Raw genomic sequence first — 16600 nt, forward strand, 5'->3', positions numbered from 1 at the left:
TTTGGTCAAAAGTCCAAGCCATTAATTTTCATATATAATTCAGCGCCTTATGAGGCGCATAGGCACACCGGAACCGCCCCGCATCGCAAGCCGCGCACCGTCCCGGCCGCAGCGGGCCGCGCCGGTTTGCATCGCGCGACCGGCGACTCGATATCTCCGGGGGCAGCCGCGCCTGTACGGCCCGCTCGCGTCAGTCCACGACCCGGATGCGCCGCGGCCGTTCGCGCACGATGACGCCCTTGCGGGCGAGATCGGAGATCGCGCGGCTGACGCTCTCGGCGCTGGTTTCCAGGTAGTGGGCGATGTCGCCGCGGCTCATGCTCAGCTCGACCGTGTCGCAGTTCTGCCGCCGCGAGAGATCGCTCAGAAACCACCGCATCCGCTGCTCGACCGAGCCGGTCCGCGCCAGGATCAGCCGGCGTTGGTCGCTCGACGCCTGGGCCCCCAATGCATGCCACAGCTCGCGCATGACCGCGCCGGCGCGGTTCGGCGCACAGTTGATGCGCTCGGGGTCCAGATCGCAGAGCCAGCTGTCCTCCAGCGCGGTAATCGCCACCGGATCCTCGGAGAAGGTGGAAATCACCGGATCGCCCGGAAACAGGAAGGCCGCGACTTCGGGATGGCCGTCGCGGTTGAGATACTCGACCTTCAGCGTGCCCTGCCGCACCATCAGGAAACGGTCGGTCAGCGCCTCGGCCTCCAGCACGCGGCCGGACGGCAGCTGGAGCGCACCGATCGCGCCGTTCTCCGGCTGGATGTCGGTGGCATGGCGCATCCCGAGGCGGCGCAGCGGGCAGGCCGCGCAAAGCTGCGGGCCGGTGGCGGTATGGGTCGGCATGGGCGTCTCTTTCCGGGGTCTGGCTGCTCGCCTGTGCAAAGCTCCTATTCTTTGAGCAGGTAGCGAAAAACTGACGCAGATCAAAAACGCAGCCACAAGTTGTGAAAGACTGATGTGAGTCGCAGCTATCCGGAGGCCAGCCTTGTCGTCAGCCCCACCCGAGAATGCCACCGAAACCGCCAGCAAGCGGCACGAGACGCTTGCCTTCCTGTTCCTTGCCTTCGTCCTGTTTCCGGTGCTCGCCATCGTGCTGGTCGGCGGGTTCGGATTCATCGTCTGGATGCAGCACCTCATGTTCGGCCCGCCGGGGGTGTGACCGGCATGGGGGAAAAGACGGCCGAGGCCCTGCCACGGCGGGCGCTGTTCGGCGGAAATGGAACCGCGGGCGTGATGCCCTGGACCGACCCGCAGCGCATCTTCGAGCGCTGTACCGGCTGCGGCGCCTGCACGCGCGCCTGCCCCGAGGGGATCGTCACCTCGGGGCGCGGCGGGCACCCCTACATCGAGTTCACCAGCGCTTGCACCTTCTGCGGCGCCTGCGCCGAGGCCTGCCCCGAGGACGTGTTCGACACCGCCCGCACCCCGCCGATGGCCGCCGTCGCGCGGATCGGCGAGAGCTGTTTCGAACCGCTGGGCATCTCGTGCCGCGCCTGCGAGGACGCCTGCCCGGAAATGGCCCTGCGCACCCGTCCGCAGCTTGGCGGCACCGCGCGGGTGGAGGTGTCCGACGCTGCCTGCACCGGCTGCGGCGCCTGCGTGTCCGTCTGCCCCGTCAACGCCGTGGAGATCGTGCCGAATGCCTGAACACCACCTGTCCAGCCTCGTGGTCCATGCCAAGCCCGACGCGCTCGACGACGTGTCGCGCCGGCTGGAGGACGAGGGCTGCGAGATCCACGCCCGCAGCGAGGCCGGCAAGCTCGTCGTCACGCTGGAGGCCCCGCATCAGCGCGAGCTGAGCGACGCGCTGACCCGCATCCAGCTTCTGCCCGGCGTGCTCGCCGCCACGCTGGTCTTTCACCACGTCGAAGAAGACGAAGAAACCCAGGAGACGCCCGCATGAACCTCACCCGCCGAGACGTCCTGAAATCCCAGGCCATCGCCGCCGCCAGCGCCGCGGCCGGCATCTCCGCCCCCGCCGCGGCCCAGAACATCGTGACCGAGCGCGAGCGCACGGAACTGCAGTGGAACAAGGCCGCCTGCCGGTTCTGCGGCACCGGCTGCTCGGTGATGGTGGCCACCCGCAACGGCCGGGTCGTCGCCACCCACGGCGACGCCGAGGCCGAGGTGAACCGCGGGCTCAACTGCGTGAAGGGCTACTTCCTGTCCAAGATCATGTACGGCGCCGACCGGCTGACCCTGCCGCTGCTGCGCAAGCGCAACGGCGTCTACGACAAGACCGGCGATTTCGAGGAGGTCAGTTGGGACGAGGCCTTCGACGTGATGGCCGAGAAATTCAAGGCGACCCTGCGCGAGAAGGGGCCGGAGGCCGTGGGCATGTTCGGCTCGGGCCAGTGGACCGTGTGGGAAGGCTATGCCGCGTCCAAGCTCTACAAGGCCGGCTTCCGCTCGAACAACATCGACCCCAACGCCCGGCACTGCATGGCCTCGGCCGTCGCCGGTTTCATCCGCACCTTCGGCATCGACGAGCCGATGGGCTGCTATGACGACTTCGAGCATGCCGACGCCTTCGTGCTGTGGGGCGCGAACATGGCCGAGATGCACCCGATCCTCTGGACCCGGCTGACCGACCGGCGGCTGTCGGCGCCGCATGTGCGCGTCGCGGTGCTGTCGACCTATCACAACCGCTGCTACGACCTCGCCGACCTCGAGATGACCTTCACGCCGCAGACGGACCTGGCGCTGCTGAACGCCATCGCGCGGCACATCATCAAGACCGGCAAGGTCAACACCGACTTCGTGGACAAGCACGTCAACTTCAAGCGCGGCAACCCGGATATCGGCTATGGCCTGCGTCCCGAGCACCCGCTGGAACAGGCGGCCGAGAACCCCGACGCGGCCGGCGGCTTCACCGACATGACCTTCGAGGAGTTCGAGGAGTTCCTGGAGCCCTACACCTTCGAATACGCCGAGGAGCTGTCGGGCGTGCCCGCGCGGCGGATCGAGGAGCTGGCCGAGATCTACGCCGATCCCGACACCAAGGTGATGTCGCTCTGGACCATGGGCGTGAACCAGCACACCCGCGGCGTCTGGGTGAACAACATGATCTACAACGTCCACCTGCTGACCGGCAAGATCGCCGAGCCGGGCAATTCCCCGTTCTCGCTCACCGGCCAGCCCTCGGCCTGTGGCACGGCGCGCGAGGTGGGCACCTTCGCCCACCGCCTGCCCGCCGACCTGGTGGTCGCGAACCCCGAGCATCGGGCCACGGCCGAGAAGATCTGGAAACTGCCCGAGGGCACCGTGCCCGGCTGGGTCGGCGCGCATGCCGTGCTGCAGAACCGCAAGCTCAAGGACGGCGAGATCAACGCCTACTGGATCCAGGTGAACAACAACCTGCAGGCGGCGCCGAACATGCTGGAGGAAACCTATCCCGGCTATCGCAACCCGGAGAACTTCATCGTCGTCTCCGACGCCTATCCCACGGTCACCGCGCAGGCGGCCGACCTTGTCCTGCCCACCGCCATGTGGGTCGAGAAGGAGGGCGCCTACGGCAACGCCGAACGCCGCACCCAGTTCTGGCACGAACTGGCGCCGGCGCCGGGCGAGGCACGCTCGGACCTGTGGCAGGTCATGGAGTTCTCCAAGCGGTTCACCACGGATGAGGTCTGGCCCGCCGAGATCCTCGACGCGGCGCCGGAATATCGCGGCAAGACCCTGTTCGAGGTGCTGTATGCCAACGGCAATGTCGATGCCTACGACGTCGCCGAGACCGAAGAGTACCCGAACCACGAATCCGACCATTTCGGGTTTTACGTGCAGAAGGGCCTGTTCGAGGAATACGCCCGCTTCGGCCGCGGCCACGCCCACGACCTGGCCGATTTCGACACCTACCATCAGGTGCGCGGCCTGCGCTGGCCGGTGGTGGACGGGCAGGAGACCAGGTGGCGCTTCCGCGAGGGCTACGATCCTTACGTCACCGAGGGCGCCGGCTGGGACTTCTACGGCAAGCCCGACGGCCGCGCGAACATCTTCGCCCTGCCCTACGAGCCGCCGGCCGAAAGCCCGGACGACGAGTACCCGTTCTGGCTGGTCACCGGCCGCGTGCTGGAGCACTGGCACTCCGGATCGATGACCGACCGGGTGCCCGAGCTGCACAAGGCCTACCCCGATGCGATGGTCTACATGCACCCCGAGGACGCCGCGTCGCTGGGGCTGCACCGCGGCAGCGCCGTCAAGCTCACCTCACGCCGGGGCGACATGCTGACCCGGGTGGAGACGCGCGGGCGCAACCGGGTGCCGCGCGGGCTGATCTTCGTGCCGTGGTTCGACGCCAACCAGCTGATCAACAAGCTGACGCTGGACGCGACGGACCCGATCTCGAAACAGACCGACTTCAAGAAATGCGCCTGCAAAGTGGAGGCCGCCTGATGCGATACCTGGGACTGAAGACGCTCGCCGCCGGCTGCCTGATCGCGGGGATCGCCGTGGCGCAGCAGTCGAACATCTCGACGCTGCGCATGACCGACCCGTTGAACGACGAGATGCCGCCGCCGATGCGGCCGGTGGAGGAAACCGGCCTCCGCCCTGCGCGGAACTACCCCGAGCAGCCGCCGATCATCCCGCACGACATCGAGGGCTACGAGGTCAGCGCGAACTACAACCGCTGCCTCAGCTGCCACGCCCGCGCCGCGACCCAGCGCAGCCAGGCGCCGATGGTCTCGGTGACGCATTATATCGACCGGCACGGCCAGGTGCTCGCTTCGGTCTCGCCGCGGCGGTACTTCTGCAACCAGTGCCACGTGCCGCAGCACCCCGACGTTCCGCTGGTGAACAACACCTTCATCGACATCGACACCCTACTGACGATGCCGGAGGAGTGATCCCCCATGTGGCGTTTCATCAAGAATCTCTGGACCGCGATGCGCCGGCCCAGCATGCATTTCTCGCTGGGCTTCCTGACGCTCGGCGGCTTCATCTGCGGCATCCTGTTCTGGGGCGGGTTCAACACCGCGCTGGAGGCGACGAATACCGAAGCCTTCTGCACCGGCTGTCACGAGATGCGCGTGAACGTCTATGCCGACCTGCAGCAGACGGTGCATTTCACCAACGCCTCGGGCGTGCGGGCGAAATGCTCCGACTGCCACGTGCCGCATGAATGGACCGACAAGATCGCCCGCAAGATGGCGGCGTCGAAGGAGGTCTATGGCTGGCTGTTCGGCACCATCGACACGCCGGAGAAATTCGAGGCGCACCGCCTGGAAATGGCCCAGCGCGAATGGGCGCGGTTCGAGGCGAATGACAGCCTGGAATGCCGCAACTGCCATTCCTTCCCGGCCATGGACTTCTCGCAGCAGAGCCCGCGGGCCGCGGATGCGCACCAGCGCGGGCTGGGCGAGGGCGACGACACCTGCATCGACTGTCACAAGGGCATCGCCCACAGCCTGCCGGACATGTCGGCCGAGACGGCCGCGCACGGGACCGGACCGCTGACGGTGACGCAAGCCGACGTGCCGGAACTGGACGCCTATCTCCGGTCGGGGACCGACGGCGACTAGCCCCGCGGGCCGCGCGGCTGCCGGCCGCGCGGACCCTTTTGCAGCCCACGGCGCGCGTGAAGGCCGGCCGCCCGGGAACCGAGACGGCACCGCACCCGGCATCGGCGGAGGGCCACCCAGGCCGGGCCGGTGGAACTTGAATGTCCCGATGCGGTCGCGTACCCTTCCGCGACCGAAGCTGGGGCCGACTCCGTCGGGAGCAGGGCAGCCTCTGGCAGGGTCGAGCAGGTTGGGATTCTGGATATGGCTGTCTCGATTGTGTGCCCGATGCACAACGAAGCCGAAAACGTCGAACCGCTGGTGCGCGAGATCCGCGAGGCCTGCGCCGCGATCGGCGAATTCGAGGTGATCCTCGTCGACGACGGCTCGACCGACGACACCGCCGCGCGGATCGAGCGGATGCAGGGCGAGTTCGATGGGCTCCGCCTGCTGCAGCACCCCGTCGCCGGCGGCCAGTCGGCCGCGGTGCATAGCGGCGTGTCGGCGGCCCGCGGCGACATCGTCTGCACCCTGGACGGCGATCTGCAGAACCCGCCCTCGGAAATCCCGCGGCTCGTCGCGCCGTTCCTCGCGCCCGACGCGCCCGCCCGGCTGGGCCTGGTCGCGGGGCAGCGCGCCCGGCGGCGGGACAGCTGGTCGAAACGGGCGGCCTCGCGCTTTGCCAACGGCCTGCGCAGCCGCATCCTGTCCGACGGCACCCGCGACACCGGCTGCGGGCTCAAGGCGTTCCGCCGCGACGCCTTCCTCGCCCTGCCCTATTTCAACCACATGCACCGCTTCCTGCCGGCGCTGTTCGCGCGCCACGGCTGGGAGATCGCGCATATCGACGTCGCCCACCGCGCGCGGGGCGGCGGCGTGTCCAAGTACAACAACCTGCATCGCGCGCTGGTCGGGATTCACGACCTGATCGGCGTGGCGTGGCTGCTGCGCCGCGCCAAGACGGTGCAGCCCGTGGAACGCTCTGCAGCTGCGCCCGAGGTTGCGCCCAACGCCGCGCCGCAGGAAAAACAGGAGGCCGCCGCGTGATCGACGCCGCGCTCGAATTCTTCAAGGTCCAGACCCGGGCCGAGCTGATCTGGGTTCTGGTGGGACTGGGCGCGCAGCTCATGTTCTCCATGCGGTTCATCGTCCAGTGGATCGCGTCCGAACGGGAAAGCCGCTCGGTCGTGCCAGAGCTGTTCTGGTGGCTGTCGATCTCGGGCGGGCTGACGCTCCTGGCCTATGCGATCCACCGGCAGGACCCGGTGTTCATCCTCGGGCAATCGCTCGGCGTCGTGATCTATTCCCGGAATCTCTGGCTGATCTATGCAGAAAAGCGCGCCGCGACCCAGACCGGTTGACGCCGTCACGCTGGTCCTGGGCGCGCTTGTCGCGATTACCGCGTATCGGCTGGCCCTGCTGCCGCTGTCGACGGCCGACCTGTTCGTCGACGAGGCGCAGTACTGGCTGTGGTCGCAGGACCTGGACTGGGGCTACTACTCGAAGCCGCCGCTGATCGCCTGGGTGATCCGGGCCGTCACCGACATCGCCGGCAGCGATGCCGCGCTCTGGGTCCGCCTGCCCGGCGCCTTCCTGCACGCGGCCACCGCCCTCGTTCTCATGGGGGCCGCGCGCCGCATCGCCGCGCCGGTGCCAGCCGCCATGGTGGCGCTCGCCTATGCCACGATGCCCTGCGTCGCGCTGGGATCCTTTCTGTTCTCCACCGACACGGTCCTGATGCCGTTCTTCGCCGGCGCCCTCTGGCTCTACCTCGTGCTGACCGAGCGCCGCTCGCCCTGGGCCGCCGCCGGGCTGGGGCTGTGCCTGGGGCTCGGGATGCTGTCCAAATACGCCGCGATCTACTTCGTCATCTGCGCCGGTCTGGCGGCGGTCGCCGTGCCCCGCGCCCGGATCGCCTGGCGCGACGCCGCCATCGCCGCGGCCGTCGCCGCGCTGGTCTTCGCGCCCAACGTGATCTGGAACCTGCAGAACGACCTGACGACGCTGTCGCACACCGCCGACAATGTCGAATGGGTGCGCAGCCCGGGTCTCTCCCTGAACTTCGCGGGCATGCTGGAATTCCTCGTCTCGCAATTCGCCGTCATGGGACCGGTCCTGTTCGCCGCCTACCTGTGGATCGCGGCCCGGGCGCTGCGCGGCGGCGACTGGCGGCAGAGGTGGCTCGTCTGGATGTCGGCGCCGATCCTGGTTCTGGTCTGTGCGCAGGCGCTCCTGTCCAAGGCCTACGCGAACTGGGGCGTGACGGCCTATGCCGCGGCGCTGCTGCTGGTCGTGCCGGTGCTCTGGCAGCGCGCACGCCGGGTGTTCTGGGCCGCGCTGGCGGTCAACCTGGCCTTCGTCGTCGCCATCCCGCTGGCCGCCACCCAGACGACGACCTGGACCCTCGGCAGCGCCGAGCGCCTGGTCCTCGCGCGCTACACCGGGCGGACCGATCTGGCGCATCGGGTCTTCGACATCGCCCGCGCCGAGGGCCTCGACGCCATCGTCGCGACGCATCGCAGCGTGCTGGCCGACCTCACCTATGCCGCGCGCGACACGGGGCTTCGCGTCTATTCGGCGCCGATCGACGGGCGGCCGCCGCATTACTACGCCCAGCGCCGCACGCTTCCGCTGGACGGCGGCGCCCCGGTCCTCCTGGTCGTGATCCAGGCCGACGCCCCCGTCTGCGAAAGCGCCGAGTCCGTCGCCCAATGGCAGCCGGGACCGGGCGCCTACCAGGACCGGACCGTCCGCGTCTTCCGGGCGCCCCGCGCCTGCTGGCGCCCCGCCTGACAGCGGCCGTTCCGCGGGAAACGGTAGACGATGGGCGGCCCTGCGATCCCGGACCACGTGCAGCAGCCTGTCATCCGCGCCACCGAATACGACAGCTTCCGGTCCGGACGTCAGGCGGCCAATGCGCCCGGTAACCTCAGAGCACCGCGGACAGGAACGCCTTCGTGCGCTCTTCCTTCGGCGAGTCCAGGAGTTTCTCCGGCGGGCCGATCTCGACAACGCGCCCCTCGTCCATGAACACCACCCGGTCGCCGACTTCGCGCGCGAAGCCGATTTCGTGCGTGACCACGATCAGCGTCATGCTTCCCGATTTCGCCAGGTCCCTCATGACGGACAGCACTTCGCCCACCAGTTCCGGGTCCAGCGCGCTTGTCGGCTCGTCGAAAAGCATCAGGAACGGCTTCATGGCCAGCGCCCGGGCGATGGCAACACGCTGCTGCTGCCCGCCCGAGAGCTGCGAGGGATAGTGGTTTTCGCGGCCCTTCAGGCCGACCCGCTCCAGCAATTCCAACCCATGCGCCCTCGCTTCCGCCTTTGGCACGCCCTTGTTCAGAACGGGCGAAAGCGTGATGTTCTGGAGCGCGGTCATATGCGGGAACAGGTTGAAGTGCTGGAACACCATCCCGATATCGACCCGTTGCTTGCAGGCTTCCCGCTCGCGCATTTCGTGCAGCCGGCCATTGGCGACACGATACCCGATCAGCGTGTCGTTCACCCAGATTTGCCCCGCATCGATCTCCTCAAGGAAGTTGATGCACCGCAACAGGGTGCTCTTGCCCGACCCCGACGGCCCGATCACGCAGACGGTTTCGCCACGATCGACGGTCAGATCGATGTCGTATAACACCTGATGGTGGCCGTAGGATTTGTTCACGCCGTTGATTTCGACGACCGGATTCTGCATCTCTTCACGTTTCTCGGACATGTCGTGCTACTTTTCCGCCGTAAATCGCTCGACGAAATGCTGAATGATCGAACTGGCCGCGACCACCGCCAGGTACCAGAAGGTGGCGACAAACAGCATCTCGATGGTGCGGTAGTTGACGCCGGAGATCGACTGCGCAACCGTCAGAAGATCACCACCGGCAATCACGGCGACCAGCGCCGACATCTTGATCGTGGTGATGAATTCGTTCCCCATCGGAGGCACGATGACCCGCATCGCTTGCGGCAACAGAATGTACCGGAGGGTCTGGCGCCCATCCATCCCGAGCGCCATCGCCGCCTGATACTGACCGCGCCCGATGGACAGCAAGCCACCGCGAACGATCTCGCTCATATAGGCCGACGCGCACAGGGACAGACCGATGATCGACGCCACGAAAGGCGTGAAGATGCGATTGGTCGGGGCCGAGAAGAACGTGATATCCGTAAAGGGGATGCCCAGACTGACCTGTTTCATGAACAGCCCGATATTGCCGACCAGGATCAGCAACACGATCAGCGGAATGCCCCGGAACACGAACACATAGCCGAACGCCACCGTGCTGAGGACCACGCTTTTCGACATACGCATGACCGCCACGACAACGGCAATCACCGTCGACAGAACGACCGCGATCACCGAGATCTCCAGCGTGGCCAGCAAGCCCTTCAGAATGGTCGGCGCCAACAGGAAAGACGCGACAACCTCCCAATGAATGAAGGGGTTCGTCGCAAAGGACCAGAAAACCTGTAGTACCAATAACGCAACAACGACCGAGAGCAGCAAGCGCCCCCAGTGCCGGACCGGCACGACGGCCGCATCGGGATCGATCTGTTCACGGACGTCTTTCGCGTCCGTGATACTCACATTGGTCATCGGTTGGCTCCTTCACCGGCTGAGACTGAAGTAAACGCCAGGCCATAGGCGAGGACCGGGGCGGCAAAGGCCGCCCCGCACGTTCGCGTTCAGTTCGCCATTTCGCCGACCGGCGTGTCCGTGAGTGCATTTACCTTCACCAGGTCCAGTGGCGGAACGTCGGCTCCGGCGTCATAGCGTTCCGCGATCGCCTGCCAGGTGCCGTTCTCGTGAAGACTCCGCAGGGCGCCGGCCAGTGCCTTCGACAGCCCGGGGTCTTCCTTCGATACGCCGATCCCCGCAAGCCCGGGGAAGAACTCGAACGATTGCTCCTGCGGCAGCTCGACGGCCTCCACACCGGGAATGGCGTCCGCCATCTGGGTCAGAACCGTATAGGTGTCCATGACGGCGTTGACCTGTCCCGACCGGAGGGCAGGCTCCTCGTTGCCCTGATACTCGTTGATCCTGATCGCGGCACTGTCGGCACAATACTTGGCGCTGGCATTCTTCACCACGTCCACGAAAATCGAGCCGAGCGAAACGCCGACGATCTGCCCGCAAAGGCTCTCCCAGTCGGAGACCTCGCTGGGGTTGCCCTCTTCAACGAGGAAGCCGATACCGGATTGATACCACGGCACCAGGTCGATGAGTTCCCGCTCGCGCTGCTCCGTCACCGATATCTGACCCCAAACGACATCGAACGTGCCGGCATCCAGACCGGGCAGCTGACCCGGCCACTGCGTGTTTCGCCACTCGAAGGTCACGCCGAGGATCTCGCCCATCGCGTGGGACAGGTCGGGCGCGATGCCCTTCGCGACGCTGGTATCGTTGACGTCCGCGAAGATCGCGGGCGGGTTGTCGAACGCCCCCGAGGCGACGATGGTCCCGGCCTCCTTGATATCCGCGGGCAGCAAATCCCGAAGCTCGGTATCGACGTCCTGTGCAGGAGTATCCTGTGCGTGGATTGCACCGGCACTCAGCAACCCCACCGCGCATGACAGCGCCAAGACCCTCGCGCTGTGCGACTTCAGAACCTGTTTTGTGGCATTCGATGGCATCGTTCTCGGCTCCCGTGTTGGTTCACTCTGACCCGTCTTGGGCGCGGGTTCCCGGAGTATGGTGTTTTAGACTAAGTCGTTTGGTGCGCTCAAAAATCACATTCTCATGTGACGCGGGGGCAGGATGGCCTGCCACGACGCAAATCCCCTATCGCTTTGTGATTGCAAGCGTCTTTGCGATCCCGCCTCCCCGAAGGCCCCCGGTCCTTGAGAAACCGACGGCTGTCGCGGCAGGCGGCGGGACGGCTGAAGGGGCGACTGTTTGGGCGCCCCGTCCGGCGGCGGCGCGGGCCGGATTGAGGCGACCGAGGGCCGCGAGGTGCGCCCGGTAGTCGGGGATTCCGCGACAGCCGGGACCACGCTGTTCCCCATGTCTCCGGGCTGTACACTGTTCGGCTGGCGACCCCTGGAGGACTCGAACCCCCAACCTGCTGATTAGAAGTCAGCTGCTCTATCCGGTTGAGCTAAGGGGCCGCACCGGGACCGGAATGCCCTTGCCTCGTGGGAAAATCAAGATGAAGCGGCGGCGCGGGGCGGATTTCGTCCGCACAACCGCGCAGGTCGCGTCGGGGCCTAGTGCGTCCACGCGCCGCGGCGGTCGGTGGCGAAGTTCTCGCCATAGCCGCGGGCGCGGATGTTCGGCTTGCGCTTGTGCGGCTCGAAGACCTGCGCCTCGATGCCGTGCTCCTTGGCATAGTCCAGCGCCGCCTCCTTCGTCGGGAACCGCAGCCGCACCTGCGCCTGCATGTCGCCGGATGTGGTCCAGCCCATCAGCGGATCGACCTCGCGCGCCGAGTCCGGCGCGAATTCGAGGATCCACTGCTTGGTCTTGGCGGTCCCGGATTGCATCGTGTTGCGGGCGGGACGGTAGATGCGCGCAGGCATGGAGCTTCTCCTGTCTTCCGAACGGGATATGACAGAGAAACCGGCCGCTTCGCAACCGCGCAATTCATCGCATCGGGGATCGGGAGGGCAAACGAGACTGCCGGCCGGTGACGTATGTCATTGAGGGGTGGGGTGGGTGCAACGCCACCGGCCGGCAGCCCGCTGCTGCTTGCCCGATCACGCTAGTCGAATCGCGCGACGGGCACAATACGAAATAAACTTTAGGTTGTTATGCGCGCTTTCTTGCCGTTGCCCCCGGGACACCGGCGGCGGGCCGGCGCCGGCGGCTCCCGCCATATCATGACAGATCCTGACGGAACGCTGTCAGCGGCCGGGGGTTGAAGCCCCAGGCGGCAGGTACAATTGTGAAACAGCCGCGGCAGCCCCCGAGTCTCTCCCAGCCTCCATCGAGTCCCCGTCATGCACAACAACCGCCCCGACCAGATGCCGATCCTGCACGCCGCCGCCGAGGACGTGCGCGCGCGCGAGAAGCTCGAAGGCGGCAAGCGCATCGTCATGCAGACGGAGTTCACGCCGGCCGGCGACCAGCCCACCGCCATCGCCGAGCTCAGCCAGGGCGTGCGCGACGCCGAGCGCGACCAGGTTCTCTTGGGCGCCACCGGCACCGGCAAGACCTACACCATGGCCAAGGTGATCGAGGAGACCCAGCGCCCGGCGATCATCCTCGCCCCGAACAAGACGCTGGCCGCCCAGCTCTACGGCGAGTTCAAGGGCTTCTTCCCCGACAACGCCGTGGAATACTTCGTGTCCTACTACGATTACTACCAGCCCGAGGCCTACGTGCCCCGGACGGACACCTACATAGAAAAAGAATCCCAGATCAACGAACAGATCGACCGGATGCGCCACTCCGCCACACGGGCGCTTCTGGAACGCGACGACGTGATCATCGTCGCCTCGGTCTCCTGCATCTACGGCATCGGCTCGGTCGAGACCTACGGTGCCATGACCCAGGACCTGCATGTCGGCCGCGAATACGACCAGCGCCAGGTGATGGCCGACCTCGTTGCCCAGCAATACCGCCGCAACGACCAGGCGTTCCAGCGTGGCTCGTTCCGGGTGCGCGGCGACGTGCTCGAAATCCACCCCGCCCACCTCGAGGATCGCGCCTGGCGGCTGTCCTTCTTCGGCGAGGAGCTCGAATCGATCACCGAGTTCGACCCGCTCACCGGCGAGAAGACCGACACGTTCGACCGCGTCCGCGTCTACGCCAACTCGCACTACGTCACGCCGCGCCCCACGCTCAACCAGGCGGTCATCGGCATCAAGAAGGAGCTGCGCACCCGCCTCGACCAACTCGTGAACGAGGGCAAGCTGCTGGAGGCCCAGCGCCTCGAACAGCGCACCAACTTCGACCTGGAGATGCTGGAAGCCACCGGCTCCTGCAACGGCATCGAGAACTATTCCCGCTACCTCACCGGCCGCGCGCCCGGCGAGCCGCCCCCGACCCTGTTCGAATTCATCCCCGACGACGCGCTCGTCTTCTGCGACGAGTCCCACGTCTCCGTCCCGCAGATCGGCGGCATGTATCGCGGCGACTACCGGCGCAAGTTCACCCTGGCCGAGCACGGCTTCCGCCTGCCGTCCTGCATGGACAACCGCCCCCTCAAGTTCGAGGAATGGGACGCCATGCGCCCGCAATCCATCTACGTCTCCGCCACGCCGGGCAGCTGGGAGATGGAGCAGACCGGCGGCGTCTTCACCGAGCAGGTCATCCGCCCCACCGGCCTCCTCGACCCGCAGGTGGAGATTCGCCCCGTCGAGATGCAGGTCGACGACCTCCTCGACGAGGTGCGCCGCGTGGCGCAGGCCGGCTACCGCACCCTCGTCACCACGCTGACCAAGCGCATGGCCGAGGACCTGACCGAATACCTGCACGAACAGGGCATCCGCGTGCGCTACATGCATTCCGACATCGACACGATCGAGCGCATCGAGATCCTCCGCGACCTGCGCCTCGGCGCCTTCGACGTGCTGGTCGGCATCAACCTCCTGCGCGAGGGGCTCGACATCCCCGAATGCGGCCTCGTCGCCATCCTCGACGCCGACAAGGAGGGCTTCCTGCGCTCCGAGACCTCGCTGATCCAGACCATCGGCCGCGCCGCCCGCAACGCCGACGGCCGCGTCATCATGTATGCCGACCGGATCACCGGCTCGATGGAGCGCGCGTTGAACGAGACCGAGCGCCGCCGCGAGAAACAGCTCGCCTACAACACCGAACACGGCATCACGCCCGAGACCGTCCGCAAGAACGTCGAGGACGTTTTGGCCGGCCTCTACCAGGGCGACACCGACATGAACCGCGTGACGGCCAAGGTCGACAAGGTGAAGCCGGGCGAGAACCTGCAGGCCCATCTCGAAGGCCTCCGCGACGATATGCGCAAGGCGGCCGAGAACCTGGAATTCGAGGAGGCCGCCCGCCTGCGCGACGAGATCAAGCGGCTGGAGGCGGTGGACCTCGCCGTCCACGACGATCCCCTCGCCCGCCAGCAGGCCGTGGAAAAGGCCGCCGAGGCGGCGGTCGGCTCGAAGGGCCGGAGTACCGCCGGGCGCGCGGGGCAGCGTGGGGGGAATGTGAAGCGGCGGAAGGGGTGATACAATGCCTGATGCGGGCCGCTAAAGGTACTGCATATCGAGCGAAAATCTTTCGATTAAGATTTCATTCAGTCTTGATCGTGGGATTAGTAGATTGCCTTCCTTGGCCGGCCGATCTTGACAACCGAATCTGTATTCGAAGGACTGACCATCTGGATGATTATCCTTGTACCACCAAGTTCCATGTTTCTCATTCTTAATGACTTCGAACCCAAAGCAAGCTGAGCACCTCTATTTACCTCGCAAAATCGGCCGCTGTCTGATTCAATCCGTCTGCACGGATTTCGGAGGATCGGATGGCCAAGTCGCCCGGATTATTTGACGTTGATGAGCGGCTACGCCGGCTGAGCGATATCGGCGATCAACTTGAAGCCTATGCTGCGGTTGTGGACTTCGAAATTTTCCGGACCGATCTCGACGGAGCGTTGGATTACAGCGATGGCGCCAAGGGCGGGCGGCCCCCCTTCGATCCCGTTATGATGTTCAAGATCCTGATCATCCAGGCGCAGAACAATCTCAGCGATGACCGCGCGGAGTTCCTGATCAACGACCGGCTGTCGTTCATGCGGTTTCTGGGGCTGGGTCTGACCGACCGGGTTCCGGATGCCAAGACGATCTGGGCCTTCCGCGAGAGGTTGATCAAGGCCGGGGCGATCGAGGCGCTGTTTGCTCGGTTTGATCTGGCGATCCGCAAGGCCGGCTATATCCCGATGTCCGGCCAGATCGTCGATGCCAGCCTGGTGTCAGCGCCCAAGCAGCGGAATACCGAGGGCGAAAAGCAGGATGTGAAGGCCGGGCGTGTCCCCGAGGACTGGAAGGGCAATCCCGCGAAGCTGTGCCAGAAGGACATGGACGCCCGCTGGACAGTCCAGTTCGGCAAGGCCCGGGTGCGTGAAGACGGCAAGCCGCAACCCGACATCGCGATCCCGACCTTCGGCTACAAGGCCCATACCAGCATCGACCGGCGCCACCGGTTCATCCGGAAATGGGACGTGACAGATGCCAGCCGCCATGATGGCCGGATGTTGCGGCGCGGGCTGCTTGACAGCACCAACACTGGCCAGAAGGTCTGGGCAGACAGCGCCTACCGATCGAAGCAGAACGAGCGGTTCATGGAAAAGAACGACTTCACGTCCTGCGTCCATCACCGCAAACCCAAGGGCAAACCGATGCCTGCTCATATCCGGCGCGGCAATGCCACACGATCAAGGCACAGAGCGCCGGTAGAGCATGTCTTCGCTTATCAGAAGGGGCCGATGAGGCTGGCGATCCGAACCATCGGGATTGTCCGTGCCAAAGCGAAGATCGGCCTCTCGAATATCGCCTACAACATGCACAGGCTGGTCCAGGTCAGGCGCGCAGGCGTCGCGTAGGTCACAAGCGCGCCGGAGCGACCGGCCGCGCCACCCACAGCGGCTCGTCACAGAATGCCCGGGACACGCAGCAGCCCCAACCGTCTTCGATCCCAACGCTCTGAACCCGTTGATAGAGGTGCTCAGCTGGCCTTATTGACTGCCCTGGATTCACAACCACACCCATTTCCGGCATGGCCACCACCCAGTCTTCGCGCCCGGAGATATGATTAAACCCTGGCATTGCGCCCCTTCCTGCGCCAAATCCCTTATACCTTCTGAACTCAAAATATGGATAAAACGCCGTAACGTCTGAGGAATTGTAAAGACTTGGCAGTATTGCGAATTTATAACTTCTTCCAGAGCGAGATCGCAACTCTACTTCCCAATCTAGATCGAGCTCAGCAACCCGCCTACGAGACATAAGGTCTTCGACATCGTAATGCTCCATTGCATATGCAGAGTCTCCAGTCCTTTTGTAGTATCTCCGGTCGTCCGGAGCCGAACTCATATGTGGCCGCCTCTCCGACAGCTATGGCTGAAATTGGGTGATGGCGCCTGAGAAGGCGGCGTATCGTGGCGGGTGCTGAAGCCTGCCAGAACCTCCCGAAGGAGCGATACGC

16 protein-coding genes and 1 tRNA gene are annotated in these 16600 nt (G+C 65.7%); 11 read left to right on the forward strand and 6 right to left on the reverse strand.

Annotation, left to right across the window (positions count from 1 at the left end; all coding sequences use genetic code 11):
* Positions 1–190 precede the first annotated feature (190 nt).
* Positions 191–838, reverse strand: a complete 648-nt coding sequence (locus P1J78_RS16955; protein ID WP_275568566.1) for a Crp/Fnr family transcriptional regulator — start codon at positions 836–838, stop codon at positions 191–193.
* 142 nt (positions 839–980) lie between these two features.
* Here P1J78_RS16955 and P1J78_RS16960 point away from each other — a divergent pair, with 142 nt between their 5' ends.
* The 9 genes from P1J78_RS16960 to P1J78_RS17000 all read left to right on the forward strand — a co-directional run bounded on the left by P1J78_RS16960 (position 981) and on the right by P1J78_RS17000 (position 8286).
* Positions 981–1154 (forward strand): periplasmic nitrate reductase, NapE protein, encoded by a 174-nt coding sequence (locus P1J78_RS16960; RefSeq protein ID WP_275568567.1) that lies wholly within the window; start codon positions 981–983, stop codon positions 1152–1154.
* Between the two features lie 5 nt (positions 1155–1159).
* Positions 1160–1642: a ferredoxin-type protein NapF gene (locus P1J78_RS16965; RefSeq protein WP_275568568.1), complete on the forward strand. Its 483-nt coding sequence runs from the start codon at positions 1160–1162 to the stop codon at positions 1640–1642.
* Positions 1635–1898 carry a chaperone NapD gene (locus tag P1J78_RS16970; protein WP_275568569.1) on the forward strand — a complete coding sequence of 88 codons (264 nt, stop codon included), beginning with the start codon at positions 1635–1637 and terminating at the stop codon, positions 1896–1898. The genes P1J78_RS16965 and P1J78_RS16970 overlap by 8 nt, the downstream gene beginning before the upstream one ends.
* Entirely contained in the window at positions 1895–4387 is a 2493-nt protein-coding gene (gene napA / locus P1J78_RS16975; RefSeq protein ID WP_275568570.1) for a nitrate reductase catalytic subunit NapA, read from the forward strand. The genes P1J78_RS16970 and napA overlap by 4 nt, the downstream gene beginning before the upstream one ends.
* On the forward strand, positions 4387–4839 hold the full coding sequence (locus tag P1J78_RS16980; RefSeq protein ID WP_275568571.1) for a nitrate reductase cytochrome c-type subunit: 453 nt from the start codon (positions 4387–4389) through the stop codon (positions 4837–4839). Before napA ends, P1J78_RS16980 begins: the two co-directional genes overlap by 1 nt.
* Before the next feature lie 6 nt (positions 4840–4845).
* A complete protein-coding gene (locus tag P1J78_RS16985) occupies positions 4846–5514 on the forward strand; it encodes a NapC/NirT family cytochrome c (protein WP_275568572.1) in 669 nt (222 codons plus the stop codon).
* 243 nt (positions 5515–5757) lie between these two features.
* The gene (locus tag P1J78_RS16990; RefSeq protein WP_275568573.1) at positions 5758–6540 is read left to right on the forward strand and encodes a glycosyltransferase family 2 protein; all 783 of its coding nucleotides are present in this window, start codon (positions 5758–5760) and stop codon (positions 6538–6540) included.
* Complete coding sequence (locus tag P1J78_RS16995; protein WP_275568574.1) at positions 6537–6854, forward strand: lipid-A-disaccharide synthase N-terminal domain-containing protein; 318 nt, start codon at positions 6537–6539, stop codon at positions 6852–6854. The genes P1J78_RS16990 and P1J78_RS16995 overlap by 4 nt, the downstream gene beginning before the upstream one ends.
* Positions 6820–8286, forward strand: coding sequence for an ArnT family glycosyltransferase (locus P1J78_RS17000; RefSeq protein ID WP_275568575.1), 1467 nt, complete (start codon positions 6820–6822; stop codon positions 8284–8286). Before P1J78_RS16995 ends, P1J78_RS17000 begins: the two co-directional genes overlap by 35 nt.
* A gap of 136 nt (positions 8287–8422) precedes the next feature.
* On the opposite strand, the gene P1J78_RS17005 is transcribed toward P1J78_RS17000, so the two are convergent.
* From P1J78_RS17005 to P1J78_RS17025, 5 genes are all read right to left on the reverse strand, one after another.
* Positions 8423–9211: an amino acid ABC transporter ATP-binding protein gene (locus P1J78_RS17005; RefSeq protein WP_275568576.1), complete on the reverse strand. Its 789-nt coding sequence runs from the start codon at positions 9209–9211 to the stop codon at positions 8423–8425.
* Between the two features lie 6 nt (positions 9212–9217).
* Positions 9218–10087, reverse strand: a complete 870-nt coding sequence (locus P1J78_RS17010) for an amino acid ABC transporter permease (protein ID WP_275568577.1) — start codon at positions 10085–10087, stop codon at positions 9218–9220.
* Positions 10088–10176: 89 nt separating this feature from the next.
* Positions 10177–11124 carry a transporter substrate-binding domain-containing protein gene (locus P1J78_RS17015; protein WP_275568578.1) on the reverse strand — a complete coding sequence of 316 codons (948 nt, stop codon included), beginning with the start codon at positions 11122–11124 and terminating at the stop codon, positions 10177–10179.
* Positions 11125–11521: 397 nt separating this feature from the next.
* Positions 11522–11598, reverse strand: a tRNA-Arg gene (locus tag P1J78_RS17020).
* Positions 11599–11697: 99 nt separating this feature from the next.
* Positions 11698–12009: an ETC complex I subunit gene (locus tag P1J78_RS17025; RefSeq protein ID WP_275568579.1), complete on the reverse strand. Its 312-nt coding sequence runs from the start codon at positions 12007–12009 to the stop codon at positions 11698–11700.
* Positions 12010–12429: 420 nt separating this feature from the next.
* Between P1J78_RS17025 and uvrB the strand changes: the two genes are divergently transcribed.
* On the forward strand, positions 12430–14625 hold the full coding sequence (gene uvrB / locus P1J78_RS17030; protein ID WP_275568580.1) for an excinuclease ABC subunit UvrB: 2196 nt from the start codon (positions 12430–12432) through the stop codon (positions 14623–14625).
* A gap of 296 nt (positions 14626–14921) precedes the next feature.
* Positions 14922–15998, forward strand: coding sequence for an IS5 family transposase (locus P1J78_RS17035; protein ID WP_275568581.1), 1077 nt, complete (start codon positions 14922–14924; stop codon positions 15996–15998).
* Positions 15999–16600 lie beyond the last annotated feature (602 nt).

The sequence above is a fragment of the Psychromarinibacter sediminicola genome (assembly GCF_029168335.1).
Classification (GTDB): Bacteria; Pseudomonadota; Alphaproteobacteria; order Rhodobacterales; family Rhodobacteraceae; genus Psychromarinibacter; species Psychromarinibacter sediminicola.

What these genes read in the sequence shown, in the direction of transcription:
- uvrB (WP_275568580.1), top strand. Translation starts at nt 12,430, where the DNA reads ATGCACAACAACCGCCCCGACCAGATGCCGATCCTGCACGCCGCCGCC.
- P1J78_RS16990 (WP_275568573.1), top strand. Translation starts at nt 5,758, where the DNA reads ATGGCTGTCTCGATTGTGTGCCCGATGCACAACGAAGCCGAAAACGTC.
- napA (WP_275568570.1), top strand. Translation starts at nt 1,895, where the DNA reads ATGAACCTCACCCGCCGAGACGTCCTGAAATCCCAGGCCATCGCCGCC.
- P1J78_RS17015 (WP_275568578.1), bottom strand. Translation starts at nt 11,124, where the DNA reads ATGCCATCGAATGCCACAAAACAGGTTCTGAAGTCGCACAGCGCGAGG.
- P1J78_RS16970 (WP_275568569.1), top strand. Translation starts at nt 1,635, where the DNA reads ATGCCTGAACACCACCTGTCCAGCCTCGTGGTCCATGCCAAGCCCGAC.
- P1J78_RS17000 (WP_275568575.1), top strand. Translation starts at nt 6,820, where the DNA reads ATGCAGAAAAGCGCGCCGCGACCCAGACCGGTTGACGCCGTCACGCTG.
- P1J78_RS16985 (WP_275568572.1), top strand. Translation starts at nt 4,846, where the DNA reads ATGTGGCGTTTCATCAAGAATCTCTGGACCGCGATGCGCCGGCCCAGC.
- P1J78_RS17025 (WP_275568579.1), bottom strand. Translation starts at nt 12,009, where the DNA reads ATGCCTGCGCGCATCTACCGTCCCGCCCGCAACACGATGCAATCCGGG.
- P1J78_RS17005 (WP_275568576.1), bottom strand. Translation starts at nt 9,211, where the DNA reads ATGTCCGAGAAACGTGAAGAGATGCAGAATCCGGTCGTCGAAATCAAC.
- P1J78_RS17035 (WP_275568581.1), top strand. Translation starts at nt 14,922, where the DNA reads ATGGCCAAGTCGCCCGGATTATTTGACGTTGATGAGCGGCTACGCCGG.
- P1J78_RS16980 (WP_275568571.1), top strand. Translation starts at nt 4,387, where the DNA reads ATGCGATACCTGGGACTGAAGACGCTCGCCGCCGGCTGCCTGATCGCG.
- P1J78_RS17010 (WP_275568577.1), bottom strand. Translation starts at nt 10,087, where the DNA reads ATGACCAATGTGAGTATCACGGACGCGAAAGACGTCCGTGAACAGATC.
- P1J78_RS16965 (WP_275568568.1), top strand. Translation starts at nt 1,160, where the DNA reads ATGGGGGAAAAGACGGCCGAGGCCCTGCCACGGCGGGCGCTGTTCGGC.
- P1J78_RS16955 (WP_275568566.1), bottom strand. Translation starts at nt 838, where the DNA reads ATGCCGACCCATACCGCCACCGGCCCGCAGCTTTGCGCGGCCTGCCCG.